The sequence below is a fragment of the Micromonospora sp. WMMD961 genome (genome assembly GCF_029626145.1).
Classification (GTDB): Bacteria; Actinomycetota; Actinomycetes; order Mycobacteriales; family Micromonosporaceae; genus Micromonospora.
The window spans coordinates 6,360,114-6,384,791 of the sequence record NZ_JARUBJ010000002.1 but is presented as its reverse complement, the minus strand read 5'-3'; the positions used below and the strand labels follow the sequence as shown (position 1 = coordinate 6,384,791).

General features: G+C 69.3%; 27 protein-coding genes. 13 read left to right on the top strand and 14 right to left on the bottom strand.

Annotation, left to right across the window (positions count from 1 at the left end):
- Positions 1 to 18 precede the first annotated feature (18 nt).
- Entirely contained in the window at positions 19 to 1,491 is a 1,473-nt protein-coding gene (locus tag O7614_RS29135) for a hypothetical protein (RefSeq protein WP_278141590.1), read from the bottom strand.
- Positions 1,492 to 1,544: 53 nt separating this feature from the next.
- Entirely contained in the window at positions 1,545 to 1,913 is a 369-nt protein-coding gene (locus O7614_RS29130) for a VOC family protein (protein ID WP_278141589.1), read from the bottom strand.
- A gap of 115 nt (positions 1,914 to 2,028) precedes the next feature.
- Here O7614_RS29130 and O7614_RS29125 point away from each other — a divergent pair, with 115 nt between their 5' ends.
- Complete coding sequence (locus O7614_RS29125; RefSeq protein ID WP_278141588.1) at positions 2,029 to 2,487, top strand: SRPBCC domain-containing protein; 459 nt, start codon at positions 2,029 to 2,031, stop codon at positions 2,485 to 2,487.
- Positions 2,484 to 2,852 carry a metalloregulator ArsR/SmtB family transcription factor gene (locus O7614_RS29120; protein WP_278141587.1) on the top strand — a complete coding sequence of 123 codons (369 nt, stop codon included), beginning with the start codon at positions 2,484 to 2,486 and terminating at the stop codon, positions 2,850 to 2,852. The genes O7614_RS29125 and O7614_RS29120 overlap by 4 nt, the downstream gene beginning before the upstream one ends.
- A 186-nt stretch (positions 2,853 to 3,038) precedes the next feature.
- Here O7614_RS29120 and O7614_RS29115 read toward each other — a convergent pair whose 3' ends face one another.
- From O7614_RS29115 to O7614_RS29095, 5 genes are all read right to left on the bottom strand, one after another.
- A complete protein-coding gene (locus tag O7614_RS29115; RefSeq protein ID WP_278141586.1) occupies positions 3,039 to 3,239 on the bottom strand; it encodes a hypothetical protein in 201 nt (66 codons plus the stop codon).
- 98 nt (positions 3,240 to 3,337) lie between these two features.
- On the bottom strand, positions 3,338 to 4,069 hold the full coding sequence (locus O7614_RS29110; RefSeq protein WP_278141585.1) for a class I SAM-dependent methyltransferase: 732 nt from the start codon (positions 4,067 to 4,069) through the stop codon (positions 3,338 to 3,340).
- Between the two features lie 228 nt (positions 4,070 to 4,297).
- Positions 4,298 to 4,660 carry a PH domain-containing protein gene (locus O7614_RS29105; protein ID WP_278141584.1) on the bottom strand — a complete coding sequence of 121 codons (363 nt, stop codon included), beginning with the start codon at positions 4,658 to 4,660 and terminating at the stop codon, positions 4,298 to 4,300.
- Between the two features lie 10 nt (positions 4,661 to 4,670).
- Positions 4,671 to 5,333: a class I SAM-dependent methyltransferase gene (locus tag O7614_RS29100; protein WP_278141583.1), complete on the bottom strand. Its 663-nt coding sequence runs from the start codon at positions 5,331 to 5,333 to the stop codon at positions 4,671 to 4,673.
- Between the two features lie 102 nt (positions 5,334 to 5,435).
- Positions 5,436 to 5,744 (bottom strand): 4a-hydroxytetrahydrobiopterin dehydratase, encoded by a 309-nt coding sequence (locus tag O7614_RS29095; RefSeq protein WP_278141582.1) that lies wholly within the window; start codon positions 5,742 to 5,744, stop codon positions 5,436 to 5,438.
- Between the two features lie 183 nt (positions 5,745 to 5,927).
- Here O7614_RS29095 and O7614_RS29090 point away from each other — a divergent pair, with 183 nt between their 5' ends.
- Complete coding sequence (locus tag O7614_RS29090; RefSeq protein ID WP_278141581.1) at positions 5,928 to 6,368, top strand: (deoxy)nucleoside triphosphate pyrophosphohydrolase; 441 nt, start codon at positions 5,928 to 5,930, stop codon at positions 6,366 to 6,368.
- 337 nt (positions 6,369 to 6,705) lie between these two features.
- Here O7614_RS29090 and O7614_RS29085 read toward each other — a convergent pair whose 3' ends face one another.
- The 6 genes from O7614_RS29085 to O7614_RS29060 all read right to left on the bottom strand — a co-directional run bounded on the left by O7614_RS29085 (position 6,706) and on the right by O7614_RS29060 (position 14,298).
- Positions 6,706 to 7,767 carry a succinate dehydrogenase/fumarate reductase iron-sulfur subunit gene (locus O7614_RS29085; protein WP_145779036.1) on the bottom strand — a complete coding sequence of 354 codons (1,062 nt, stop codon included), beginning with the start codon at positions 7,765 to 7,767 and terminating at the stop codon, positions 6,706 to 6,708.
- On the bottom strand, positions 7,764 to 9,692 hold the full coding sequence (locus O7614_RS29080; RefSeq protein ID WP_278141580.1) for a fumarate reductase/succinate dehydrogenase flavoprotein subunit: 1,929 nt from the start codon (positions 9,690 to 9,692) through the stop codon (positions 7,764 to 7,766). Before O7614_RS29080 ends, O7614_RS29085 begins: the two co-directional genes overlap by 4 nt.
- Positions 9,693 to 9,704: 12 nt before the next feature.
- Entirely contained in the window at positions 9,705 to 10,511 is an 807-nt protein-coding gene (locus O7614_RS29075; RefSeq protein WP_278141579.1) for a hypothetical protein, read from the bottom strand.
- Between the two features lie 242 nt (positions 10,512 to 10,753).
- Complete coding sequence (locus O7614_RS29070; protein ID WP_278142424.1) at positions 10,754 to 12,136, bottom strand: metallopeptidase TldD-related protein; 1,383 nt, start codon at positions 12,134 to 12,136, stop codon at positions 10,754 to 10,756.
- A 144-nt stretch (positions 12,137 to 12,280) separates the two neighbouring features.
- Entirely contained in the window at positions 12,281 to 13,717 is a 1,437-nt protein-coding gene (locus O7614_RS29065) for a TldD/PmbA family protein (protein WP_278141578.1), read from the bottom strand.
- Positions 13,718 to 13,749: 32 nt separating this feature from the next.
- Positions 13,750 to 14,298: a Uma2 family endonuclease gene (locus tag O7614_RS29060; RefSeq protein ID WP_278141577.1), complete on the bottom strand. Its 549-nt coding sequence runs from the start codon at positions 14,296 to 14,298 to the stop codon at positions 13,750 to 13,752.
- A gap of 277 nt (positions 14,299 to 14,575) precedes the next feature.
- On the opposite strand from O7614_RS29060, the gene O7614_RS29055 reads away from it, so the two are divergent.
- From O7614_RS29055 to O7614_RS29025, 7 genes are all read left to right on the top strand, one after another.
- Positions 14,576 to 15,631: an ABC transporter ATP-binding protein gene (locus O7614_RS29055; protein WP_278142423.1), complete on the top strand. Its 1,056-nt coding sequence runs from the start codon at positions 14,576 to 14,578 to the stop codon at positions 15,629 to 15,631.
- Positions 15,628 to 16,752, top strand: a complete 1,125-nt coding sequence (locus O7614_RS29050; protein ID WP_278141576.1) for a dipeptide ABC transporter ATP-binding protein — start codon at positions 15,628 to 15,630, stop codon at positions 16,750 to 16,752. The genes O7614_RS29055 and O7614_RS29050 overlap by 4 nt, the downstream gene beginning before the upstream one ends.
- Positions 16,749 to 17,756, top strand: coding sequence for an ABC transporter permease (locus O7614_RS29045; protein WP_278141575.1), 1,008 nt, complete (start codon positions 16,749 to 16,751; stop codon positions 17,754 to 17,756). The genes O7614_RS29050 and O7614_RS29045 overlap by 4 nt, the downstream gene beginning before the upstream one ends.
- 9 nt (positions 17,757 to 17,765) lie before the next feature.
- The gene (locus O7614_RS29040) at positions 17,766 to 18,752 is read left to right on the top strand and encodes an ABC transporter permease (protein ID WP_278141574.1); all 987 of its coding nucleotides are present in this window, start codon (positions 17,766 to 17,768) and stop codon (positions 18,750 to 18,752) included.
- A gap of 169 nt (positions 18,753 to 18,921) precedes the next feature.
- Entirely contained in the window at positions 18,922 to 20,664 is a 1,743-nt protein-coding gene (locus O7614_RS29035; protein ID WP_278141573.1) for an ABC transporter substrate-binding protein, read from the top strand.
- A gap of 98 nt (positions 20,665 to 20,762) precedes the next feature.
- Positions 20,763 to 21,437 carry a uridylate kinase gene (locus O7614_RS29030; protein WP_278141572.1) on the top strand — a complete coding sequence of 225 codons (675 nt, stop codon included), beginning with the start codon at positions 20,763 to 20,765 and terminating at the stop codon, positions 21,435 to 21,437.
- Between the two features lie 158 nt (positions 21,438 to 21,595).
- Positions 21,596 to 21,970 (top strand): DUF805 domain-containing protein, encoded by a 375-nt coding sequence (locus O7614_RS29025; RefSeq protein WP_278141571.1) that lies wholly within the window; start codon positions 21,596 to 21,598, stop codon positions 21,968 to 21,970.
- A gap of 166 nt (positions 21,971 to 22,136) precedes the next feature.
- Here O7614_RS29025 and O7614_RS29020 read toward each other — a convergent pair whose 3' ends face one another.
- Positions 22,137 to 23,039, bottom strand: coding sequence for an NADP-dependent oxidoreductase (locus O7614_RS29020; RefSeq protein WP_278141570.1), 903 nt, complete (start codon positions 23,037 to 23,039; stop codon positions 22,137 to 22,139).
- A gap of 109 nt (positions 23,040 to 23,148) precedes the next feature.
- Between O7614_RS29020 and O7614_RS29015 the strand changes: the two genes are divergently transcribed.
- The 3 genes from O7614_RS29015 (at position 23,149) to O7614_RS29005 (ending at position 24,606) form a co-directional block, all read left to right on the top strand.
- The gene (locus tag O7614_RS29015) at positions 23,149 to 23,547 is read left to right on the top strand and encodes a helix-turn-helix domain-containing protein (protein WP_278141569.1); all 399 of its coding nucleotides are present in this window, start codon (positions 23,149 to 23,151) and stop codon (positions 23,545 to 23,547) included.
- A gap of 58 nt (positions 23,548 to 23,605) precedes the next feature.
- The gene (locus O7614_RS29010) at positions 23,606 to 24,019 is read left to right on the top strand and encodes a nuclear transport factor 2 family protein (protein WP_347404384.1); all 414 of its coding nucleotides are present in this window, start codon (positions 23,606 to 23,608) and stop codon (positions 24,017 to 24,019) included.
- 119 nt (positions 24,020 to 24,138) lie between these two features.
- Complete coding sequence (locus tag O7614_RS29005; protein WP_278141567.1) at positions 24,139 to 24,606, top strand: hypothetical protein; 468 nt, start codon at positions 24,139 to 24,141, stop codon at positions 24,604 to 24,606.
- Positions 24,607 to 24,678 lie beyond the last annotated feature (72 nt).

Genomic DNA, 24,678 nt, shown 5'->3' with positions numbered 1-24,678 from the left:
GGCAACCCGCCTGCGGGGTCAGGTCTCTGACGCTCTGCGGAACCGTCGCGGGGGTAGCGCGGACCGGAGCTTGCCGGCCGCGTGGGCGAAGTCCGAGATGGTGGTGACGCAGCCGTGGCCGACGTGCGCGAGCCAGAGTGCGTCGTCCCGCTCGACCACGAGCGCCTGAGACAGCGGGACGGTGTGCACGTTGCCCTCGCCGTCCACTGTGGAAACAGCATCGGTGCCGATCACCAGCGAGCCCTTGTTGCCGAACCGCTTCCTGAAGGCCGGCCGGACCACGTCACCGGCCGGCACGAAGCGAGCGCCGGGGCAGGAGGCGTCGGCGGCCCCGGGGAGGTCCGGTCGAGATCCGTACGGCACGACGATCATGGCGGAGGAGAGCCAGCCCGACATGAGGTCCCGCGCCGCGGCCGGAGAGAGCCCGTCCGGTTCGGTGAGCGGATCCGTGAGGTAGTGCTCGGTGGTGCCGAACAACTCCAGGTGGACAGCGGATTCGAGCTTTTGGATCGGCCGCATCCAGGCCAACGCGTCGTACGTCGGTACGAGGTCCGCGGGTATGGCCGCGGTCCGACTCGCTTCCAGGTTCGCCATGTCGGCTGGGTCGAGCCCGTCGTGCACGAGTCTCCGTAGCTCCGCCCAGAGCAGTTCCGCCGCCGACGCGGCGTCGAACCGCCTGGCGCTCGTCGGGCTGATCCTGATGCCGAGTTCGTGCCGCGCGCCGTCGACGACCTCGGTCATGAGCTCGGCGAACCGGCCGATCCCGGCTCGCTGCACCGCCTGGTCGACACGCGACCTCAGCGCGGACATCAGCAGGAGGGCTTCCACGCTGGGCGCGGAGCCGACGACCAGCGCGACACCGTGCACCTCATCGGCGTACCAGACCGGGCCCGACTGGTGGTTCACGAGGCGTGTCTCGTGGTCTGCACGGGACCCGGCGGGCAGTAGCAGTCGCATCGACGGAGGCGCTTCGGCGGTCGTGGCGAGGACGGCGTTGCCGCTGGTGAAGAACCTGCCCACATGCTGTCTGATCTCGTCGGCCGTGAAGAGCCGGTAATCCACGGCGGGCCAACGCGCCAGGCCGTGTCCGCGCGGCCCGAACCGCCGGGCGAGCAGTGATCCCCACGGGTCGAGCACGCCCTCGTCGATGTCGGACACGTCCCGGTCGTCCGCGTCGACGTCGGCGACCGCGTCTGGCAGGTCCGTCGGCGGAATATGGCTGATAGTCGAGCAGAGAGTGGTGAAGTGCTCCGCGACCTGCTCGGGTGTGCCGGCGGCGAAGAACGAGGTCTCGTTCACCCAGGTGTCGTTCGCGTACTTCTCCGCGACGTACGGGTCGGACCGTTCCAGCAGATGATGCACCAGATGGTTCAGGCCGATGGAGTCGAGCTCCTCGTCGCGGGTGCCGCAGCCGAACGTCAACGATGCGCCCAGTACGCCCGGCAGATCGCGTTGGAAGACCGGAACTCCGTCTAGCTCCGCGCGCCGCATGTGCGGATCGTATGGTGGCCGGTCAAGCTGGCCGGCCACCGTACGGCAGAGGCCTACTGCTCGGCCCAGACGCCCAGCTCGTTGCCGCTGGGGTCGGTGAAGTGGAACCGCCGGCCGCCGGGGAACTCGTACGGCCCGTCGACCACCTGACCGCCGGCGTCCTTGACCGCCTGCACCGACGTGTCGAGGTCGGCCGAGAAGAGCAGCACCAGTGGACCGCCGGCCCGCACAGTCTCGTCCAGGCGCAGACCGCCCACCTCCGAGTCGCCCTGTGGGCTGCGGATGCCCGCGTACCCCGGGCCGTAGTCGTTGAACTGCCAACCGAACGCCTCGGTGTAGAAGCGCTTGGCCTCGACGAGGTCGGTCACCGTGAACTCGACGTAGTCGATGGCGTGGTGCTGGTGCGGAGTCGTCTCAGACATGCCCGGCATTGTCCGACCTCGGTACGACGATCCCGAGACATGCAACAAAGGGTTGCGTGACGGAGGGTCGCTGACGTAGGTTAGGTGCAACCAAAGGTTGCGAGACGGTGAGGGTATGGAACAGGGAACGATCGAGCGCGACATCCACGTCGACGCGTCACCCGAGGTGGTCTTCGAGGTGGTCAGCCGACCGGAGCACATGCGGGAGTGGTGGCCGGACGACGCACGGTTCGAGTCGGTCGCGGGCGCACCGGGCGAGCTGGTCTGGCGCAACGGTGACACCGGCGAGACGACGACCGTCGCCCTCGCCGTGGTCGAGGTCGACCCGCCGAAACGATTCTCCTTCCGGTGGTGCTTCACCGACGAGGACCGCAGCGGGCAGGCGCTGCTCGTCACCTTCGACCTGGCGCCCAGCGGTGCGGGCACCCGGGTCCGCATGACCGAGACCGGGTTCCGCGAGATGGGCTGGGAGGTCGCCGTCCTGGAGGAGCAGTACCGCGACCACGAGAACGGCTGGGACCACTACATGCCCAGGCTCGGCACGTACGTCGCGCGGCTGGTCGCCACCCCGTGAGTACGGCCGTCGACGACGAGCTGTGGTCCGCGATCGGCGACCCCACCCGTCGTACCATGATCGATCTCCTTCTCGCCGACGGACCGGGCACTGCCACGTCGCTGAGCAGGCGGCTGCCCGTCACCCGCCAGGCCGTCGCGAAGCACCTGGCCGTCCTGGACCGGGTGGGGCTGATCCACGGCGAGCCGGCCGGCCGTGAGCGTCACTACCAGGTCGACGAGGCGCAGCTCGCCCGCGCGGTCGCCCAACTGTCGGCGGTGGGCGCGACCTGGGACGCCCGTCTGCGCCGGATCAAGCGGATCGCCGAGGCGATCGAACGCGGCCGTTCGGCACCGGACGACGTCCAGATCAGCGACCGGCACTGATCTCCATGACGGCTGGTTCGCCGGGGGTTCGCGCGACCGTTTGAACATTTCGGGCACCCACTTCCACCGACGGAGATCGACCCCGGCCCCTCGGTGACAGGTCGTCGTTCCCACAGTGGCACCTCGACGCTCACGCGCCCGCCGAGAGTTTCCGTGCCCGTCGGATCGGACAGCGCGCTGGCCGGCTCACCGGTCCCGGCGGTCGTTTTCGCGGGAAGCGCGGAAGGACGAGCCGATGGTCGCCACGATCGAACCCACCGAGGCAAGCGCCACCGCCACCGTGCCGGCGGTGTCGGCACCGCCGTCCCCGGCCACCCTGAGGATGATGCCGGTGACCATCAGGACGACCGACACGGCCAGGACTGCCTGGATGGCTCGTCTACTCATGGCGGCAGCTCACTTTCGGCGGCGGGAGATCGGCTCGGGTTCCTTGACGTCGTGGCGATGTCACCCCGACTTCTCCGGAACCCGAGCCGATCAAACCGCTACTCCGCCCGGTAGACGGAGATGTGCGACGGGCTGTCGGCCTGGAACGGTCGCCGTTGCCAGTCGGCGTACCGCTCGGTGAGCCGGAGCCCCGCCTGCTGCGCCATCTCGTCGATCTGGTGCGGCCAGGCGTACCGCATGGCGAACGGCTTCAGGTGCACACCGTCGCCGTCGAACGTGATGGTCTGCCGGATGAAGCGCTGCCCCGGCCGGTCGTACCTGTGCAGCCGGATCGTCGCGGAATCCTCGGCCACGGCCCACACCTGGACCTGCTCGTCGGAGTCGAAGTCGCGCGGGTCGGGCACGAACGTCTCGATGACGAACGCGCCGCCCGGCGACAGCACCCGGGCGACGTTGCGGAAGCAGTCCGCCTGCCGCTCGGCGTCGACCAGGTTGAACAGCGTGTTGAAGACCAGGTACGCGAGCCGGAACTCACCCGGCACCGGCACGTCGGCCATGTCGGCGACGACCACCGGGATCTGGTCGCCGCCGGGCTTGGCCCGCAACTGCGCCACCATCTCCTCGGACGCCTCGACGCCGTGCACGGTGAGACCGCGCTCGGCCAGTGGAAGCGCGACCCGGCCGGTGCCGATCGCCAGTTCCAGGACCGGACCGCCATCGGCCAGATCGGCCAGGAAGTCCACCGCCGGCATCGGGTCGGGGTTGCCCGGGCCGTCGTAGTCGGCGGCCCACAACCGGCCGAAGAGGCCGGGATCGTCGAAGACCGACATCAGCGGCCTCCGGGGTTGGGGTCAGCGGCGCGCAGCGGCGCCGTGGTCGGGGGAACAGATCTGCTCACGAAGTCTCGATTCCTCGGTGCGGTTGACGTCGGGTCGGAGGTACTTCGTCGTGTTGGGCATGGCGCTGCTCCCTTCGCGTGGCAGTCGACCGAGGACACCAGAGACGCCGCGGGCCCGGCAAGGCATTTACGCCGACCGGGCCCGCAGCGGGACTTCAGGTCAGGAGATGTGGTGCAGGATCACGTTGTGCACGTGGTGGCTCTTCTGCGCACCACGGAACTCCACCTCGTAGGTGTGCGTGCCGACGTGGATCGCGATCGACCCGGTGGAGAAGAACGAACCTCCCCAGGACTTGTTGCTGACCACGCTCACGCTGGTGATCTTCGAGTACGGGATGCTGGTGATCGCGAACCGCTTCCCGACGAACGAGCGGTCCTGGATGATCACGCGGCGGTCGGTCAGCCCGATGAACCCGGTGCCCGTGCCGACGGCGTCGTAGACGGCGATGATCTGCTCACCCTCGAGGAGGCCGCTCTCGATCTGCTGGACCTGCTCCTTGCGGTCGTACGCGATGTTCGCCATGCGTCCCAGGCTAGGAAACCGGTGCCACAGTGCCCGCCCGGGCGAGGACCACGAACTCGCCGTCGCCGTGGCCGACGGGCTCGTGACGCCAACCCCCGTAGACGCGGTCCACCACGAAACCCGCACTGGTCAGAGAGGCGCGCAGCTCCGCCTCGGTGCGGAAGCGCAGGGTCGCCGAGCTGACCAACCGCTCGCCGTCGGCGAACTGGTAGTGGTGGGTGAAGTCGACCACTCCGTCGCCTACCCCGGTGACAGCTGTCCACGCGCGGACCTCGCCGCCGCCCGGCAGTGTGATCCGCCGCTGCGAATCCACCGGGTTCCACAGCTCCCAGCGGCGGTCCGCCGGGTCGCGGGCGTCGAACACCAGCCGACCGCCGGGCACGAGCGCACGGCGCAGGTCGGCGAGGGTACGCGCCCACTCCGCGTCGTCCACGAAGAGCTGCGCCACGTGGCTGGTCAGCACCGCCACGTCGAACAACCCGCTCGGGAGCAGGGCCGAGGTGCCCTCGATCCAGGTCACCCGCTCGCCACCTGGCCGGGCGCGGGCGGCGGTCAGGGACGCGCCGGCGGGGTCGACGCCGGTGACGGTGTGACCCGAGGCAGCGAGGGCGACTGTCAACCGGCCGGTGCCGCAGCCGAGGTCGAGCACCCGGGCCGCCGGAGTCTCGCCCACGACAGCCTGGAAGAAGTCGTCGTCCGGCCCCCCACCGGCACTCCGCGTCGTAGACCTCGACCAGGCGGGGATGCTGGAACTCGCCGTGTTCCATCTCGGACGTCAGGACTCGGTGACGGCCCGGTAGGCGTCCTCGATGCGGGCGGCCAGCAGGACCTCGCCCTCGGTCAGGGGGTCGCCGTTGCCGTGCCCGACCCGGATCTGGGTGCTGTCGGACCGTCGGCTGATCTCCGGGCGCAGGTGCAGCGCGTCCGCGACGACCTTGACTCGTTCAGTTAGCGCCGCGTGTTGGGTATCGTCGATCACGAGCGTCCGTCGGATCTGCTCCCCTTCGCGTGTCCAACCAGATAGCAAGGTCAACGCGTCGGCAAGGTAGTCGTGCTTTGACCTGCTGTTGAACAGCACGCGCATCACCGCACCCCCCAAGCGCCGTTGCCGGCTTGTGGCCAAATCGTCGCCATCCCGTGTCTTGTCGGTGTCCCCTAGTCTCTCCCCACGCAGGAGGGGTGTCCACGCCCACACTTCCGTGTTCTATTGGCCTAGCGGACGGTTACGGTACCCAAACCGCCGATTGATCTGGCACCCTGGACGCCCGTGCGGACCGAACGGGCGAATGATGGCGGGCAGGCCGAACGACGGGACCTGAAGGTGATCGTCGGCGCGGCGATAATCCGGGACGGGCGGGTGCTCGCCTGCGCGCGTTCCGCCCCTCCCGAGGTGGCGGGGATGTGGGAGTTCCCCGGCGGCAAGGTCGAGCCGGGAGAGGCCGAGGTCGACGCGCTGATCCGGGAGTGCGTCGAGGAACTGGCCGTACGCGTCGAGATCGGCGATCGGGTCGGCCGGGACGTCCGGATGGCACACGGCCGTTCGGTGCTCAAGGTGTACGCCGCCCGCCTGCTCGACGGCGACGAGCCGCAGGCGTTGGAGCACGAGGGGTTGCGGTGGCTGACCGCCGACGAGCTGGACTCGGTCACCTGGCTCCCCGCCGACGCCCCCATCGTCGCAGCCCTCCGCCCCGTCCTGAAAAACCTCTGACCCCGCCCCTGCCCTGTTCCTGACCCCCGGCCCCGCCCTGCTTCCGGTTGATCAGGAGATTTCGGTCAGGATCTGGCCTCCGGTGACCGAACGCCCGGTAAACGCGGGCCAGGATTGGAACGACGTTGATTCCGCTGTGGCATCTAGATGCCACAGCGGAATCACGCTCATCACGGACATGCCGGGGTGGCACCGGGTCAGCCGGAGAGTTGCGACGGTCGGCGCCCAGGACCAGCCGGACCCAGCGGCGGCGGGTCTTTGATCACCGGGGTGGGGTGGAGGTGGGAACGGGACGGGGGCCGCGGCAACAGCCGCGGCCCCCGTCTGGTTCGGGTGGTCAGTGCTTGTCCTGGTCCGGGTGCGCGAAGTTGAGGTGCTCCGGAGGCAGCGGGAAGGTCACGTCGTCACCGAACGGCGACGGTGCGGCCGGCCGGTCGAAGGTGAGCTCGGTCAGCGGCAGCTTGCCCCGGTCGTCCACCGCCGGAGCGGTCGGGTGGGGCACCTCCCGATCCCAGTTGACGCCGCTCTGAGCCTGCGCCTCGGCCCGGGAGTCGTGGGAACCACCGGCGTGCGAGTGCAGCCCACCGTGGGCTGAACCCGGCGTCGCCGAGCCCTGACGGGCGGTGGTCACGCTGGTCTGGGGCGTCTCGCCCCGGCGGAAGATCTTGCTACCAAGCCACACAAGGGGATCGTACCTGCGGTCGACGACCCGTTCCTTCATGGGGATGATCCCGTTGTCAGTGATCTTGATGTGCTCGGGGCAGACCTCGGTGCAGCACTTGGTGATGTTGCAGAAACCGAGGCCCTGTTCGGCCTGCGCGTACTCCTTGCGGTCGGTCCGGGTGTCCAGCGGGTGCATGTCCAGCTCGGCCGCCCGGATGAAGTACCGGGGCCCGGAGAACGCCTGCTTGTTCTCGTCGTGGTCGCGGATCACGTGGCAGACCGTCTGGCACAGGAAGCACTCGATGCACTTGCGGAACTCCTGCGAGCGCTCCACGTCGACCTGCTGCATCCGGTAGTCACCGGGTGCGACGTCGGCCGGTGGGGCGAACGCCGGCGTCTCCCGTGCCTTCTCGTAGTTGAACGAGACGTCGGTGACCAGGTCCCGGATGACCGGGAAGGTCCGCAGCGGGGTGACCGTGACCGTCTCGTCGTCGCCGAAGGTCGACATCCGGGTCATGCAGCCCAGGCGCGGCTTGCCGTTGATCTCCATGGAGCAGGAGCCGCACTTGCCGGCCTTGCAGTTCCACCGGCAGGCCAGGTCGGGCGCGTCGGTGGCCTGCAGACGGTGGATGACGTCGAGGACGACCTCGCCCTCGTTCACCTCCACCATGTAGTCCTGCAGGTCCCCGCCGGTCTCGTCGCCCCGCCAGATCCGGAACTGACGCTTCGCGCTCATCGGTTGTCCGCCTCTCCAGCGTCGGCGACGAGGGCGTCGAAGTCGGCCAACTCCTCGTCGGTGAGGTACTTGGAAAGCTCCGCGCGGTCGAAGAGGCCGATCAGCTCCGGCCGCATCTTCGGCAGCGGCTTACGGGTCAGCCGTACGCTGTCGCCGTCCAGCGAGCAGACCAGGTTGACCTGCCGCCACTTCGGCTCCATCGCCGGGTAGTCCTCCCGGGTGTGCCCGCCGCGCGACTCCTGCCGCTCCAGCGCCGCCTTCGCGGTGCACTCCGAGACCACCAGCATGTTGCGCAGGTCCAGGGCCAGGTGCCAGCCCGGGTTGTAGCGCCGCCCACCGGCCGCGCTCACCTTCGCCACCCGCTCGCGCAGCTCGGCCAAACGCACCAGCGCGTCGGCCAGCTCACCCTCCCGGCGGATGATGCCCACCAGGTCGCCCATCACCGCCTGAAGGTCCTGCTGGAGGGTGTACGGGCTCTCGCCGGTGTCCCGCTGCAGCGGAGCCAGGGCGGTCTCCACGGCGGCCTCGACCGCGTCCACGGCCACCTTCGGTCGAGCGGCCAGCCCGTCGGCGTAGCTCGCCGCGTGCCCGCCCGCCCGCTTACCGAAGACCAACAGGTCGGACAGGGAGTTGCCGCCCAGCCGGTTGGAACCGTGCATGCCACCGGACACCTCACCGGCGGCGAACAACCCGCGTACGTGGCCGAACGCCGCACCCGAGTCCGGGTCGACCTCGACGCCGCCCATCACGTAGTGGCAGGTCGGCCCGACCTCCATCGCCTCGGAGGTGATGTCGACGTCGGCCAGCTCCTTGAACTGGTGGTACATCGACGGCAGCCGCCGACGGATCTCGTCGGCCGAACGCCGGCTGGCGATGTCCAGGAAGACCCCACCGGCGGGGGAGCCCCGGCCGGCCTTGACCTCGCTGTTGATCGCGCGGGCCACCTCGTCGCGGGGCAGCAGCTCCGGCGGACGCCGGTTGTTGTCCGGGTCGGTGTACCAGCGGTCCGCCTCCTCCTCGGTCTCCGCGTACTGCTTGCGGAAGACGTCGGGGACGTAGTCGAACATGAACCGCTTGCCCTCGGAGTTCTTCAGGACTCCGCCGTCACCACGGACCGACTCGGTGACCAGGATGCCCTTCACCGAGGGCGGCCAGACCATGCCGGTCGGGTGGAACTGGAGGAACTCCATGTTGATCAGCGTCGCCCCGGCGCGCAGCGCCAACGCGTGCCCGTCCCCGGTGTACTCCCAGGAGTTCGAGGTGACCTTGTAGGAGCGCCCGACACCGCCGGTCGCCAGCACCACGGCCGGCGCCTCGAAGAGGATGAACTCGCCCGACTCACGGTAGTAACCGAACGCGCCGGCGACCCGGTCACCGTCGAGCAGCAGCTCGGTGATGGTGGTCTCGGAGAACACCTTGATCCGGGCGTCGTACGAGCCGAACTCCCGGTGGTCGTCCTGCTGAAGCGAGACGATCTTCTGCTGGAGGGTGCGGATCAGCTCCAGGCCGGTCCGGTCGCCCACGTGCGCCAGGCGCGGATACTCGTGGCCACCGAAGTTGCGCTGCGAGATCTTGCCGTCCTTGGTGCGGTCGAAGAGCGCCCCGTACGTCTCCAGCTCCCAGATCCGCTGCGGCGACTCCTTCGCGTGCAGCTCGGCCATCCGGAAGTTGTTGAGGAACTTGCCGCCGCGCATGGTGTCGCGGAAGTGCACCTGCCAGTTGTCCCGGCTGTTCACGTTGCCCATCGCCGCGGCGGCGCCGCCCTCGGCCATCACCGTGTGCGCCTTGCCGAACAGCGACTTGGAGATGATCGCGGTCTTCTTGCCGGCGAGCCGGGCCTCGATGGCGGCACGCAGACCGGCGCCGCCGGCCCCGATGACGACGACGTCGTAGTGGTGTCGTTCGATGCGAGTGGTAGTGGTCATGTCAGGGGCCCTTTAGTTGATGAACCGCAGGTCGGAGAACCAGCCGGCAGCGAGCGCCATGATGTAGAAGTCCGCCAGTGCCAGGGTGCCGAGGGTGATCCAGGCGAGCTGCATGTGCCGGACGTTCAACGCCGAGACGAACGTCCAGGCCTTGTACCGCACCGGGTGCTTGGAGAAGTGCTTCAACCGGCCGCCGATGATGTGCCGGCAGGAGTGGCAGGAGATGGTGTACGCCCAGAGCATCACCACGTTGAGCACCAGGATGATGTTGCCCAGCCCGAAGCCGAAGCCCTCGGGGGAGTGGAAGGCGAGGATCGCGTCCCAGGTGTTGATCAGCGAGATGATCATGGCGGCGTAGAAGAAGTAGCGGTGCAGGTTCTGACCGAGCAGCGGGAAACGGGTCTCACCGCCGTACTCCCTGTGACCGTCCGGCACCGCGCAGGCCGGCGGCGACAGCCAGAACGACCGGTAGTACGCCTTGCGGTAGTAGTAGCAGGTGAGCCGGAACAGCAGCAGGAACGGCAGGGTCAGCGCGGCGTCCGGGATGATCCACCACCCGGGCAGGAACCGCCCGAAGTGCGAGGCGCCCTCGATGCACCGCTCCGTGACGCAGGGCGAGTAGAACGGGGTCAGGTAGTGGTAATCCGCGACCCAGTAGAAGTCGTGCATGAAGACCCGGACCGTCGCGTACGCGACCCAGGCGCTGAGCCCGATCACGGTGATCAGCGGGGCGAACCACCACCGGTCGGTACGCAACGTCTTCGCCGCGATGGCGGCGCGCGCCCGCGCTCCCTGCGGCTTCGTTGCCGTTGAAGTCATTCGAGTCGTCTCCTCGACGGGCCCGTACGGGCGGGCTGATCGTTCACCGGTCGGCACGCGGACCGGAGAACCGCACCCGCTGCCACGTCCTGCGCACACAACGACCACGCCGGATCGACCGACGCAGCTAAGTGACACACGTTACGCCGATCTCTGCGAGCCGTCCGCGCAAGGGACCGTCCCGTGTGTCTGGCCTGCGGAAAAGACCCTCGATGCGCCGGTCGGCGCCACATCGTCGATCGTCAGCCGGAGGCGCCCCCGGTGAAGTGCCAGGACGCCAGCCGCAGCGACGGCGCCGCCCACCACGCACCGTCCACCCGGTCTGGTTGCCGCACCGGCCGCGCGCCCAGCCCGAGCACCGCCCCCGGCCCGAGCGCCCGCGGGTACGACTCGGTGAACCGCAGGTCGCGTACGGCCCGCACGACAGTGCCGTCCTCGATGAGCCAGACGCCGTTACGGGTCAACCCGGTGACGACGAGGCTCTTCGGATCGAGCACCCTCGTGTACCACAGATCGCTGACCAGCAGCCCTCGCCGTACGCCGCTGACCAGTGCGGCGGTGTCCGCGTCGACGACCGCCCCGGCCGCCGCGCCGGTGGTGCTCCGGCCGCTCGCGCTGGCCGGCCCCGCGACCGCGCCGGACAGCCGCATGGTGCGCGCCATCGGACCCCAGGTGGCGGCACCCGCGACCGCGTGCCCGGTGGACTGCGTACCCGCCTCGGCCGCGGTCCGCCGATCGTGTGCCACCGCCCGGGTGGTGCCCGCCTCGACCAGGGTCAGCGCCCGTCGGCCCGTGCCCTCCGCGTCGAACGGCAGGCCCGACGCTCCCAGCGGGTCGTCAACCAGGGTCACCGCCCGGTCGAACTGGGCAACCCCCGGCTCGGCGAACGACTGCCGTTCGGCGTACCGCTTGCCGTTGAAGCCGTAGAACGACAGGTTCTGCAGGAGGTCCGCCACGGCGGCCGGCTCGAACACCACCTCGTAGTGCCCCGGCGGCAACTCGACCGGGTCGGCCGCCGCCTGCGCCTTCGCCGCAGCGTGCGCCCCCAACTCGGCACCGTCGACGTCGGAGAGCCGATCCGCGCTGCGCCGGGCCACCCCGTCCGCGCCATCGCGGCGGGCGATGCCGTCCATCGCCGCCTCCACCGAGCGGCCGTACGCGGAGTGCCCGGCCGAGTTGGCGAACCCCGACGAGCGGTGCGCGGTGCGGCAGTAACCCGCTGTGCTCAGGCCCCCGGCGGCGGCCACGAACGCGCCCACCCGGTCGGCCCGCTGATCCGGCTCGGCGTGCGCGGTCGCCTCGTCCACGGGCGGCGCGTCCGGCGTGGACGTCGGCGCGGTCAGCCCCGGCCAACCCGGGTCGGGTGGGCAGAGACGCGCCGCGGCCAGGGTGCGCTCCACCAGCGCGCGCAGCCCGTCGGTGGTGACCACGCTGCCGCTGCCGGCGGCGGTCCGGCCGTCCACGTGCAGCCGCAGCCGGACACCGACCGTCGACTCCGCGACGTTCTGGTGGATGGCCGAGTTGGCGAACCGGGTCAGCGCCAGATCCGCCCGCGTCACCACCGCATCGGCCTGCGCCGCCGGTCCGCCGAGCTGCCGGACCAACTCGACGACCTGCCCCGCCAGCTCCAGCTCACTCCTCGCGCTCACGCTGGGCCGCCTTTCGTTCGGGACTGCGGGGCTCGCAAGATCGGCTCACTCCTCGCGCTCACGCGGGGCCGCCTTTCGTTCGCGACTGCGGGGCTCGCAAGATCGGCTCACTCCTCGCGCTCACGCGGACACCCCCACCCGGACGTTGCGGAACCGGGCCGGTGCCGCCGGGTGGCCGGTGTGCCCGATCTGGCCAGGTTGGCCCTTGCCGCAGTTGGGCGTGCCCCAGGAGATCGTCTCGCCGGAGAGCATGTCCATCGAGCGCCAGAAGAGCGGGCCGATCCCCGTGTACGTGGGGTTGCGCAGCATCCGCCCCCGCCGCCCCTTCTTGATCTCCCAGCCGACCTCGCAGCCGAACTGGAAGTTGAGCCGCTTGTCGTCGATCGACCAGGATCGGTTGAGGTCCATCAGAACGCCGTCGTCGGTGGCCGCGATGATCTCCTCCAGGGTGTGCGGGCCGGGTTCCAGGCCGACGTTCGTCATCCGCACCATCGGCAATCGTGCCCACCCGTCGGCCCGTACGCTGCCGCCGTAGTCGAGGCTGGCCATCGCGGCGGAATCCCGACCGGCGAGCACGCCGACCCAGCGACCGTCGCGGACCGCGTCCCGCTTGACCGCCGGGGAGCCCTCGTCGTCGAAGCCGAAGCTGCCCAGCGCGCCGGGGATCGTCGGGTCGATGGTGATGTTCATCAGCTCGGAGCCGTAGCGCAGCGAGCCGAGCTGGGCCAGGTCCAGCCAGGACGTGCCGGCGAACGCCGCCTCCCAGCCGAGGATCCGGTCCAGCTCGATGGCGTGCCCGACCGACTCGTGGATCTGCAGGGCCAACTGTTCGCCGCCGAGGATCAGATCCGTCTCGCCGGCCGGGCAGAGCGGCGCGGTGAGCAAAGCTCGGGACTCGTCGGCGATCTGCGCGGCGTGCGCGGCCAGGTCGAGCGACTCGACCAGCTCCCACCCGGTGGTGCCGTACTGCCCCCGGTAGCTCGGCCAGGAGCGGCGCTGCGTCTCGCCGTCACCGATGGCGGTGGCGGAGATGCCGCCGCCGCATTCGCGGATCCGCTGGTCGATCCGGTGGCCCTCACTGGAGACGAACCACTTCGTGGTGTCCCAGATCTGGTACAGGCCCTCGGCCAGGTCCGCACCGTGCTCGGCCATCGTGCGGGTCGCGTCGACCAGCAGGTCGCCCTTGTCCGACAGGGGCACCCCGAGCGGGTCGATTCGGCAGCCGGAGGCCCAACTCGCGGTGACCGCCTCGGTCGGCACCAGGTCGACCGGCGGGCCGGGCACCCGCGCGCTCGCCATGGCGGTACGCGTCGCGCGTCGGCCGGCGTCGCGAACGGCGGCGTCCGACAGATCGGGTACGGCGTAGAAGCCCCAACTCGCGCCGACCAACGCTCGGACGCCGAGCCCGATGCTCTCGTCCTGGGTCAGCTCCTCCACGTCGCCGTTGCGCGCGGTCATCGACTCGTAGCGGCGGTGCATCACCCGTGCGTCGGCGTACCGCGCTCCCGCGTCGAGGGCGGCCTGGACGGCGGCGGTGGCCGCGTCGAACTCGGTCATGGACCGACCCTAGGCCAGACGACCGACACCCGTCAGAGGACGAGATCCTCCGGCCGAATCGTGGCCCGCACCGGCTCGGTCAGTTCCAGAACCTCGCCGCGCTTCGTCGTTGCCCTCTCCACGTAGTGCCCACCCTGCCGTTGGTAAAGACGCATTGCGCCCGTCCCCTGCTCCACCAGCAGGTACCACTCAATGCCGGCTGCGGCGTAGTAGTGCATCTTGAGGACCTTGTCGGTGGACGCGTTGCTCGGCGAGATGATTTCGCAGACCAGCCGCACGTCAGCCGACTCGATGTTGGGTTCGTCGAGATCGATTGCGTTGGTGACGACAAGATCAGGAATCGGTATTCGACCGGGCCGGAGCCGGACGTTCACCGCCTCCAGCAGCTCAAGGTTGGCTGCCTCCGCGGCTGCTTCCAGGATGTTGCCGAGCTTGCGAGAGATGCGTTGATGCCGTGGGGTGGGTCCTGGGGTCACGTGGAGGCTCCAGTCGAAGAGTTCGACGCGATCCTGCGTCTCGCCGAGGGCGAGGAACTCCTCTTCGGTCCACGGACCTTCGTGATCGAACACCGCCGCGGTCATGGGTCACCTCCGCCTCGTGCCACGAACATCCTCTGCTGGCTGCTCTTGTCATGGTCGCACCTGAGGTGCGGTTTCTGCAGGAACGAGCGTCGATGGCGAGGTGACGGGGGTGCGGGGCCGATGCCGACTCGTTACGCTCGGGCCCGCTGACACGTGCCGACTTTGTAGCTTATTTTCACCCTCGGGACTTTGTTGTAAGTTCTCTTCGTCACTGAGGGAGGTTGCCGTGCACAGCTCGGATCCGGCGCCGTCCGGGAAGCCGGACGACCATCCCGCCGTGCCGACGCAGCGCGGCGACGAGGACGCCTACCTGCGGGTACGTGACCTGCGCGTTCGGTTCGACACCTCCGACGGCGTGGTGCGTGCGGTCGACGGGGTGTCGTTCGCCGTCGAGCGGGGCCGCACCCTCGGTATCGTCGGCGAGTCCGGCTCCGGCAAGAGCGTCACCTCGCTGGCGATCCTCGGCCTGCACGACCCCAAACGGGCCACCATCACCGGCGAGATCTCCGTCGGCGGCCGGCAGGTGGTCGGCCTGCCCGACGAGGAGGTACGCCGGCTGCGCGGCCGGGACATGGCGATGATCTTCCAGGATCCGCTGTCGGCGCTGCACCCGTACTACACGGTGGGTCGACAGATCGCCGAGGCGTACCGGGTGCACCACCCGAAGGCCAACCGTCGCGAGGTCCGCCAGCGGGCGGTCGACATGCTGGACCGGGTCGGCATCCCGCAGCCGGCACGCCGCTTCGACCAGTACCCGCACGAGTTCTCCGGCGGCATGCGGCAACGGGCGATGATCGCGATGTCGCTGGTCAACGACCCGGCACTGCTGATCGCCGACGAGCCGACCACCGCGCTCGACGTCACCGTGCAGGCACAGATCCTGGACCTGCTCGCCGACCTCCAGGCCGAGTTCCACTCCGCGATCATCCTGATCACCCACGATCTCGGCGTGGTCGGCCAGGTCGCCGACGACGTGCTGGTGATGTACGGGGGGCGCGCCGTCGAGCGGGGCAGCGCCGAGCAGGTGCTCCGCTCGCCGCAGCATCCGTACACCTGGGGGTTGCTCTCCAGCGTGCCGTCGCTGCACGGCGACGCGGACGCGGACCTGGTGCCGATCCCCGGCAACCCGCCGAGCCTGATCAACCTGCCGTCCGGCTGCGCGTTCCACCCGCGCTGCCGGTACGCGGACCGTGCCGGCAGTCGGTCCCGCAGCGAGGTGCCCGAGCTGCGCGCGGCCGGGGTCGACGGTCACCTCGTCGCCTGTCATCTGAGCGCCGAGGAGCGCGCCGCGTTCTACGCCGAGGACGTCGCACGAGTGGGGGTGGCTGTGTGAGGGCGAGGGACGCGGCGCAGACCGTGGAGGTGACCGACGAACCGTTGTTGCGGGTACGCGGCCTGACCAAGCACTTCCCGGTACGCGAGGGGTTGCGCTCCACCGGCCTGGTGCGGGCGGTGGACGGGCTGGACTTCGACGTGCGCCCCGGCGAGACGCTCGGCCTGGTGGGGGAGTCGGGCTGCGGCAAGACCACCACCGGCCGGATGCTGGTGCGGCTGCTGGAGCCGACGAGCGGCAGCATCGAGTTCGCCGGGCGGGACATCACGCACGCCGGCCGCCGGGAGTTGCGTCCGCTGCGTCAGGAACTTCAGATCATCTTCCAGGACCCGTACGCGTCCCTGAACCCCCGGCACACCGTCGGGCGGATCGTGGCGATGCCGTTGCAGGTCAACGGGATCAAGCCGCCGGGTGGGATCAAGGCCCGGGTGCAGGAGCTGCTGGAGCTGGTCGGGTTGAACCCGGAGCACTACAACCGGTACCCGCACGAGTTCTCCGGCGGTCAGCGCCAACGCATCGGCATCGCCCGGGCACTGGCCCTGCGGCCCAAGCTGATCGTCGCGGACGAGCCGGTGTCCGCGCTGGACGTCTCGATCCAGGCGCAGGTCGTCAACCTGCTGCGTGACCTGCAACGGGAGCTCGGCCTGGCGTTCGTGTTCATCGCGCACGACCTGGCCGTGGTCCGGCACTTCTGCCAGCGGGTCGCGGTCATGTACCTGGGGCGGATCGTGGAGATCGGCGACCGGGAGGACATCTACGAGCGCCCGCAGCACCCGTACACCCGGGCGTTGCTCTCGGCGATCCCGGACGTCACCCAGCTCGGCCCGGCGGGTCGGATCCGGCTGACCGGTGACGTGCCCACCCCGCTCGACCCGCCATCGGGCTGCCGGTTCCGTACCCGTTGCTGGAAGGCGCAGGACGTCTGTGCCACGGAGGAGCCGGCGCTGGTCCCGCGCGACGGCGGCCGGCAGGCCACCGCGTGTCACTTCCCGGAGAGGGAAGCGGCCAGCACGAGCCCGGAGAGGGAAGCGGCCAGCACGAGCCCGGAGAGGGAAGCGGCCAGCACGAGCCCGGAGTCAGCCGAGTCGGCTGCCCAGGTCGACGAGGAGGTGTCGTCGTGAGCCTGTCCCCGGTGGAGGGTGTGGCGCTGGCCGAGATCGAGGCTGACGCGGAGGCGGGCGGGCCCGCCGCGAAGGGTGTCGTCGGCCGCTCGCCCGGTCAGCTCGCCTGGCTGCGGCTGCGCCGCGACCGGACGGCGGTGGTCAGCGGCGTACTCCTGGTCTTCTTCCTGCTGTTGGGGTTGACCGCTCCGCTGATCGAGATGGTCTACGGGATCGGCCCGCGCGAGCAGTTCCAGAACCTGCTGGACGGCAACGGCATGCCGCTTGGCTACGTGGGCGGTGTGACCGGGGAGCACTGGTTCGGTCTGGAGCCGGGGCTGGGCCGGGACATCTTCATCCGGTTGATCTACGGGCTGCGGACGTCGCTCTTCATCGCGATCGCGGCGGCCCTGATCACCGCGGCGATCGGCGTCGTGCTGGGCGCGCTCGCCGGCTACCTCGGCGGCTGGCTCGACGCGGTGATCAACTGGATCACCGACCTGACCCTGGCCATGCCCTTCCTGATCATCGCGCTGGCGCTCACCCCCACCATCACGCTGCGCTTCTACGGTGAGCGGGGGCAGGTGTCGGCGGCGTTCGGGGTGGGCGTGCTGATCGCCGTCTTCGCCATCTTCGGCTGGACCAGCACGGCCCGGCTGGTGCGCGGGCAGGTGATCGCGCTGCGCGAGCGGGAGTTCGTGGAGGCGGCCAAGGCCAGCGGCGCCGGGCTGGGGCACATCATCTTCCGGCAACTGCTGCCGAACATCTGGGCGCCGATCCTGGTCTCGTTCTCCCTCGCGGTGCCGCAGTTCATCACCAGCGAGGCCGCGCTGTCGTTCATCGGCGTCGGCCTCAGCGACGAGACGCCGAGCTTCGGCCGGATGATCTACCGCAGTCTGGACTACCTCCAGACCGACCCGGCGTACGTGTTCTTCCCGGGCATCACGATCTTCGCGCTGGTGTTCGCCTTCAACCTCTTCGGCGACGCGTTGCGCGACGCGCTCGACCCGAAGTCGTCCCGGTAGGGGGAGATCATGGCGAGATTTCTGATCAAGCGGCTGTTCTCCGCCACGCTGACCCTGTTCGCGGTGAGCGTGCTGACCTTCCTGATGTTCTTCGCCCTGCCGCGCGACCCGGTGAGCAGTATCTGCTCGAAGAACTGCAACCCGGAGCGGCTGGAGCGGGTCCGCGACGACCTGGGCCTGAACGACCCGCTGATCAGCCAGTACGCCGGTTACATGAAGGGCATCGTGACCGGTCGGGACCTGGGTAGCGCCCAGGGTGGCCGGTGCGACGCGCCCTGCCTGGGCTGGTCGTACGTCACCAACGAGGCCGTCTCGGACACCATCGCCCGGGTGCTGCCGGTGACCTTGAGCATCGTGATCCCGGCGGCGATCCTGTGGCTGCTGCTGGGGGTGGGGTTGGGCATGGTCTCCGCGTTGCGGCGGGGGACCTGGCTGGACCGGGCCGCCATCGGCTTCTCGCTGACCGGCGCCTCGTTGCAGCTCTACTTCGTGGGTGCGGTGCTGCTGCTGGTGTTCGTCTACCACCTGCGGTGGCTGCCGGTGCCCAGCTACACCTCACTGTTCGACAACCCAGCGAAGTGGGCCAGTGGCCTGGTGCTGGCCTGGGTGGCGTTGGCCTTCCTCTTCTCGGCCATCTACGCCAGGTTGTCCCGCGCGCAGATGTTGGAGACGCTGTCGGAGGACTTCGTCCGAACTGCGCGGGCCAAGGGCCTGGCCAAACCCACTGTGTACGGGCGACACGCGCTGCGCGCGGCGATCACCCCGGTGGTGACGATCGCGGGGCTGGACGTGGGCGGGGCGCTGGGCGGCACGGTGATCACCGAGACGACCTTCGGCATCCAGGGGTTGGGGCGTACGGCGGTGGACGCGGTGAAGGCCGGCGACCTGCCCACCATCATGGCCACCGTGCTGATCGCGGCCGTCTTCGTGGTGCTGGCGAATGTGCTGGTGGACCTGCTCTACGCGGCCATCGACCCCCGGGTGCGGCTGCGCTGAGCCGATCCCTGCGGGTGCCCGCTGGCCTGCGGGTGGCCTCCGGCCGGCTGCTGGCGGAATTTATCGACAACTGTTACACAACTCGTAGGTTTTCTTCCTTACGATCCTCGGGACGTCGGCGGTTCTCGCCCCGACGAACCGCACGGCAGATGGCTGAAGGAGGTACTTCATGCGACCACGCGTGGCGGTTGCCGCAGGCGGCGCGATCGCTCTGGTTGTGGCACTGGGTGCGTGCTCGAAGAACACGGGCGAGGGCACCACTGTGGACACTGAGCGGAAGCAGACCGGGGTCATCGCGACCGACCCCAAGGACTCGCAGGGCCCGGCGGCCGAGGTGAGTGGCGCTACGAAGGGCGGCACCTTCACCGTCATCCGGGAGTCGCCGATCTCCCACCTCGACCCGCAGCGGACGTACTCGTTCGCCGGCCTCATGGCCAGCCCGCTCTTCGCCCGGTACCTGACCACCTGGAAGGACGACGGCAAGGGCGGTCTGGTCCTGGTGGGTGACCTGGCCGAAACGCCGGGCACCAACGTCAACAACGACTGCAAGGTCTGGGAATTCAAGATCAAGGATGGGGTGAAGTTCGAGGACGGTCGGCCGATCACCTCCAAGGAGATCGCGTACGGCATCGCCCGGTCCTTCGACCCGGACCTCTCCGGCGGCCCGACCTACATCCAGGAGTGGCTGGCCGACACCGCGCAGTTCGACACCAAGTGGGACTTCAAGAAGAACAAGACGTCGCTGCCGCCCGGCCTGAGCACGCCGGATGAGAAGACGCTGCGCTTCGAGTTCGCCAAGCCGCGCTGTGACCTGCCGTTCGCGGTCTCGCTGCCGACCACCGCGCCGCTGCCCGCCGACAAGGACACCGGCATCGACCTGGACAAGCAGCCGTTCTCGTCCGGCCCGTACAAGGTCGCCAAGAACCAGGTCGGCGTACAACTCACCCTGGACCGCAACCCCAACTGGGACCCGACCACCGATCCGGTGCGGCACCAGTACCCCGACCAGTTCGTCTGGACCTTCGGGCCGACCGCCGACGCCGCCAACAACCGGGTGATCGCCGACAACGGCACCGACCAGAGCGCCCTCGCCTTCAACACCGTGCCCGCCTCGCTGGTCGCCAAGGTGGCCGGGGACGCCACGCTCAAGTCGCGCAGCATCCTCTCCCCGACCCCGAGCGCCAACCAGCTGGTCATCAACAACCAGCGGGTCACCGACCTCAAGGTCCGGCAGGCGCTCAACTACGCCATCGACCGCGAGGGCATGATCAAGGCGCTCGGCGGCCAGAACGTCGCCGCGCCGCTGACCACCCTGATGCCGCCGGCCACGATCGGCTACAAGGCGTACGAGGCGTACCCGGCGGGTGCCAACGGCAACGTCGACAAGGCCAAGGAACTGCTCGGCGGGAAGACTCCTGAGCTGGTCCTCGGCGTCGCCGACAACTCCACCGAGCAGCAGCAGGGCGCCCAACTCAAGGCGAACCTGGAGCGGGCCGGCTTCAAGATCACGCTCCGGAACATCTCCGACGACGCCAAGCTCGACGAGATCAAGAAGAAGGACAACCCCTGGGACCTGTACATCGGTAACTGGGCGGCCGACTGGCCCAGCGGGGCGTCGATCCTGCCGGTGCTCTACGACGGCCGCACCATCAAGGCCGAGGGCAACAGCAACCAGTCCTACTTCAACGACCCGGCGATCAACGCCGAGATGGACCGCATCCTGGCGCTCGCCCCGGCCGACCAGGGCCCGGAGTGGGCCAAGCTCGACGAGCGGATCATGAAGGAGTACGCGCCGGTGGTGCCGCTCTACGTCGACGTGGCCTACAACGTGCACGGGTCCAAGGCGGGCGGGATCTTCATCTCCAGCGTCTTCGGCTACGCGTCCTTCGTGAACGCGCACGTCAAGCCGTAAGACCTCTCGGACAGGCCCCTGGTCGACAGCGTCGTCGGCCAGGGGCCCTTGCCGTTTCCGCGCATGATGTCCGGGATGGGATCCGGAGGGGGCGGGACATGATCCACGGGACTCGCGACGAGATGCTGGGTCGACTGTCTGAGGCGGTCGGATCGGTCACCGTCGCCCACCCGACGCGGGTAGCCATCGACGGACCGCCGGCCGCTGGCAAGACCACTCTCGCGGACGAGTTGGCCGCCGTCCTACGCGACCAGGGCCGCGACGTCATCCGTGCGACGATCGATGACTTCCTCTTCCCTCGGGCGCGACGCTATCCGCGCGGCGAGTACTCGGCTGAAGGCTGCTACCACGACACCCACGACTACCAAACACTGAATCGGATTCTGCTCGATCCGCTCGGCCCGGGCGGAGATCGACGCTTCCAACCCGCGGTGTACGACCGCGCCACGGACACGGTGCTGTCCCCGCCGGTCACGACCGCCCCCATCGACGCCGTGCTGCTCTTCGACGGCGTCTTCCTTCTGCGCCCGGACCTGGTTGACCGGTGGGACCTGCGCATCTTCGTGTCGACGGCACTGGAGAAGACCGTGGACCGTGCCGTGATCCGAGAGCGCCGGGTGTCATCTCGGGCCGAGATCGAACGGCGCTGGCGCGAGCGTTACCTCCCCTCCCAGCAGCTCTATTTCGCTACCGCCCACCCGACCCGGCTCGCCGACATCGTCGTGCACAACGACCAGCCCCAGCAGCCGGCCTGGGAGCGCCGAACGCGATGACCGCATGCAATTCCGCAGCGCCCGGCAAACGCGGCTGATCACTCGTGGGCGCTGAGGTCAGCACGCGTCGGCCGCTCGGCTGTTGACCCCGCCGAATCAGTCTGTTTGGATGCCTCCGCGATTACCTTGAGAACCCCTCAAAAAAACGGGAGATAGTGATGTCCTTCGGTGCCGCCGTCAAGTCGGTCCTCAGCAAGTACGTCGGCTTCACGGGCCGGGCCCGCCGGTCCGAGTACTGGTGGTTCTTTCTGTTCACCATCCTGGTCAGTATCGTCACCGCCGTCCTGGACAGCGCGCTGGGACTGAACTACATGGACGGTTCGTCGAGCGGTCCCATCGGAACCATCGTCTCGCTGGCGCTGCTGCTGCCCGGGCTGGCCGTCGCGGTGCGACGCCTGCACGACACCGACCGGTCGGGGTGGTGGCTGCTCATCGCCCTGGTGCCGATCGTGGGCGCCATCGTCCTGATCGTGTTCTTCGTGATGGACGGCACGCCCGGAGCGAACCGTTTCGGCGCCAGCCCCAAGGACTGACCGCCGTCGGTCACCTCCGGCGGGACGTGTGCTATGTCGAGCGGTATACCGCAGAGGCATATTTACACCTCTGCGGTATACCGCTCATCGGCACATCGGCAGGCCGGGCTAGCCACAGCGCACGCTGAAGCGAGAGGTCCTGGTCGCGCGGCAGGCTCGCCGTGGATCAGGGGACGAGCACCACGCCGCCGCGTACGCCGCCCTGGGCCAGCCGCTCGTGGGCGGCCGCCGCGTCGGCGAAGGGGTACACGCCGGCCACCCGGAGCGGGATGTCGCCGGTGGTGACGAGTTTGACCAACTCACCCAGTCGGGATCCGTTCGGTTCCACCTCCAGCGCGAAGGTCCGGATCCCCCGCACCGGCTCCGGGCGAAGCGGAGGTGACGCGGCCACGTAGCCGCTGCCGTCCCGGATGAGGTCCAGCAGCGACGCGCCGATCACCGCCAGGTCGATGACCGCGTCGAACGTCCCCGTGGGATCGTCGGCGCGCGACAGGAACGCCGCGCCCAGCGACTCGACGAACTCGCGGTCGTCGGCCCCGGCGAGTCCCGTGGCGTGCAGGCCGGTCGCCCGGGCCAGTGCCAGGACGAACCCGCCGACCTGCCCGGCGGCGCCGGTGACGAGCACTGTCGAGCCCGCCGGGAGCGCGAGCAGGTCGAGGGCCTGGGCGGCGGCGAGGCCGTTGGTCGGCAGGGTCGCCGCCTCGGTGGCCGGGACACCGGCGGGTGCGGAGGTCAGCCAGGCGGCGTCGAGGACCACGTACTCGGCGTGGGCGCCGGCCGTGGTTTGCAGCCACGGCGAGAAGCCGATGACCTCGTCGCCGATGGTGAACTCCTCGACCGACGGGCCGACCGCGTCGACGCTGCCGGCAACGTCCCAGCCGGGCGTGTACGGCAGGCCGGTCGGCAACGGGGCCGGGAATCGTCCGGAGCGGACCATCAGATCGACCGGATGGACAACTGACGCCGCGACCCGCACCCGCACCTGACCCGCACCGGGCTCGGGCACCGGCACCTCGGCCACCTGCAGGACCTCGGGCCCTCCGAACTGTGCATAGCTGACTGCGCGCATCGTCGTTTCCTTCGTCCGTGGTGTTTCGTGATCACCAAAACCGTACGAATTACTGGCACTGTCAGTAAGTAGGTACCTTGAAGTGCCTAAGGCACCGGAGGGGGAATTGATGGCGACGACAACTGCGGCGCAACGCCGCGACCAGGCCAAACGCGAGTACGACGCGTTCCTGGAACAGTGCCCGACCCGTGAGCTGCTGAGCAGGCTCACCGACAAGTGGGTCGCCCTGGTGATCCCAGCGCTCGTCGACGGCCCGCAGCGGCACGGCGAGCTCGCCCGGCGCGTCGCCGGCGTCAGCCAGAAGATGCTCACCCAGACCCTGCGCACGCTGGAGCGCGACGGCCTGGTCACCCGCACGGTCACCGCCTCGGTGCCGGTCCGCGTCGACTACGAGCTCACCCCGCTCGGCCATGAACTGTTCCCGGTCATGGTCGCGATCAAGAGCTGGGCGGAGACGCACATGGACCGTGTCTTCGAAGCCCGGACCCAGTACGACGCACGCCCCTGAAGGGCATACGACGCCGACCGCGGAGACTGGCGCAACGTGCCGCCGAGAGCTCGCCAGATTGTCGCTGGCGGAGGCTAGGGTCCGCGTCGTGGACGACACCTCGGCGGCTCGGCAGACCGCCCACGCCTACGTTGACCTTCTGGAGCGCCGCGACTGGGCCGGGTTGGCCGCCCTGCTCGCCGATGATCTGGTCTACGAGATGCCGCAGACTCGGGAGCGCATTCGCGGCAAGGACGCGTTCCTGCAGTTCAACACCGAGTATCCCGGCGATTGGCACCTCCGGCCGCGACGGGTGATCGCCGATGGCCGCCTGGCTGCGCTGTGGCTCGACGTTCGCGTCGGTGACGAGCAGCAGGACGCGTGCGTCTGGCTGGAGCTGTCCGGGCCTGGGCTGATCAACAAGATCATCGACTACTGGCCCGACCCGTACGATCCGCCGCGGGGCCGGGAACACCTCGTGGAGCGTTGGTGACCGTCAGCTTGCCGCAGCGGGCCAGGTGCTGGGGGGCATGAGGGTTCACCCCCGATGTGAGGCGGGATCGTGCAAAGAACGGGGCATCGTCACGGCTGCCCGGTCGATACGATGCGGCGGTGGGCATCAACACACTTCGCGGCCGGCCACTGGACCGTCTCGCCGACCTGCCGTGGGCCCTTTGGTTTGGTCTCCACGTGCTGCTCTATCTCGGTGTGTGGCTGGCGGGATATGTCGTTTACGCCTTGATGGATCTTCCTCCGGGCCGCGCGATCGCCGAAGACCTGCTATTGATATTTATCGGGATCGTGCTTCTCGCCCCGCTGTGGGCGCTCCTGAGTGTCGCGGCCACCGTCTGCCTGGGAGTGCTGCGTCTGATGTCGGACGTCCGCTGGTACTGGTTCCGGTTGGCGGCGATCCTGCTCTTCGCCGCGCCGTTTCCGCTGTTCGTGTTCAGCGCCTATGGTCTGCCGAAAGCTCTGCCGGTGGCAGCTGCCCAGGTGGTGACGGCACTGCTCATCGTGCAGCCCCGAAAGAGTCCAGGCGGGTGGGCAAACCGGAATCCCGCTGCGGAGGACCATCGCTGACGGCGGGCCGGGCCGGCAGCGGGGCGTCGAGCTGTTCCGGGTGCCCAGGTGCGCCGGCCTGAGTTGTCGAAG

Excerpts from the sequence above, each read along its gene's own strand:
- O7614_RS29030 (WP_278141572.1), top strand. The coding sequence starts at position 20,763 with ATGATCCACGGGACTCGCGACGAGATGCTGGGTCGACTGTCTGAGGCG.
- O7614_RS29130 (WP_278141589.1), bottom strand. The coding sequence starts at position 1,913 with ATGTCTGAGACGACTCCGCACCAGCACCACGCCATCGACTACGTCGAG.
- O7614_RS29060 (WP_278141577.1), bottom strand. The coding sequence starts at position 14,298 with ATGACCGCGGCGGTGTTCGATCACGAAGGTCCGTGGACCGAAGAGGAG.
- O7614_RS29085 (WP_145779036.1), bottom strand. The coding sequence starts at position 7,767 with ATGAGCGCGAAGCGTCAGTTCCGGATCTGGCGGGGCGACGAGACCGGC.
- O7614_RS29075 (WP_278141579.1), bottom strand. The coding sequence starts at position 10,511 with ATGACTTCAACGGCAACGAAGCCGCAGGGAGCGCGGGCGCGCGCCGCC.
- O7614_RS29065 (WP_278141578.1), bottom strand. The coding sequence starts at position 13,717 with ATGACCGAGTTCGACGCGGCCACCGCCGCCGTCCAGGCCGCCCTCGAC.
- O7614_RS29135 (WP_278141590.1), bottom strand. The coding sequence starts at position 1,491 with ATGCGGCGCGCGGAGCTAGACGGAGTTCCGGTCTTCCAACGCGATCTG.
- O7614_RS29080 (WP_278141580.1), bottom strand. The coding sequence starts at position 9,692 with ATGACCACTACCACTCGCATCGAACGACACCACTACGACGTCGTCGTC.
- O7614_RS29035 (WP_278141573.1), top strand. The coding sequence starts at position 18,922 with ATGCGACCACGCGTGGCGGTTGCCGCAGGCGGCGCGATCGCTCTGGTT.
- O7614_RS29115 (WP_278141586.1), bottom strand. The coding sequence starts at position 3,239 with ATGAGTAGACGAGCCATCCAGGCAGTCCTGGCCGTGTCGGTCGTCCTG.
- O7614_RS29105 (WP_278141584.1), bottom strand. The coding sequence starts at position 4,660 with ATGGCGAACATCGCGTACGACCGCAAGGAGCAGGTCCAGCAGATCGAG.
- O7614_RS29025 (WP_278141571.1), top strand. The coding sequence starts at position 21,596 with ATGTCCTTCGGTGCCGCCGTCAAGTCGGTCCTCAGCAAGTACGTCGGC.
- O7614_RS29125 (WP_278141588.1), top strand. The coding sequence starts at position 2,029 with ATGGAACAGGGAACGATCGAGCGCGACATCCACGTCGACGCGTCACCC.
- O7614_RS29015 (WP_278141569.1), top strand. The coding sequence starts at position 23,149 with ATGGCGACGACAACTGCGGCGCAACGCCGCGACCAGGCCAAACGCGAG.
- O7614_RS29110 (WP_278141585.1), bottom strand. The coding sequence starts at position 4,069 with ATGTCGGTCTTCGACGATCCCGGCCTCTTCGGCCGGTTGTGGGCCGCC.
- O7614_RS29040 (WP_278141574.1), top strand. The coding sequence starts at position 17,766 with ATGGCGAGATTTCTGATCAAGCGGCTGTTCTCCGCCACGCTGACCCTG.
- O7614_RS29020 (WP_278141570.1), bottom strand. The coding sequence starts at position 23,039 with ATGCGCGCAGTCAGCTATGCACAGTTCGGAGGGCCCGAGGTCCTGCAG.
- O7614_RS29095 (WP_278141582.1), bottom strand. The coding sequence starts at position 5,744 with ATGCGCGTGCTGTTCAACAGCAGGTCAAAGCACGACTACCTTGCCGAC.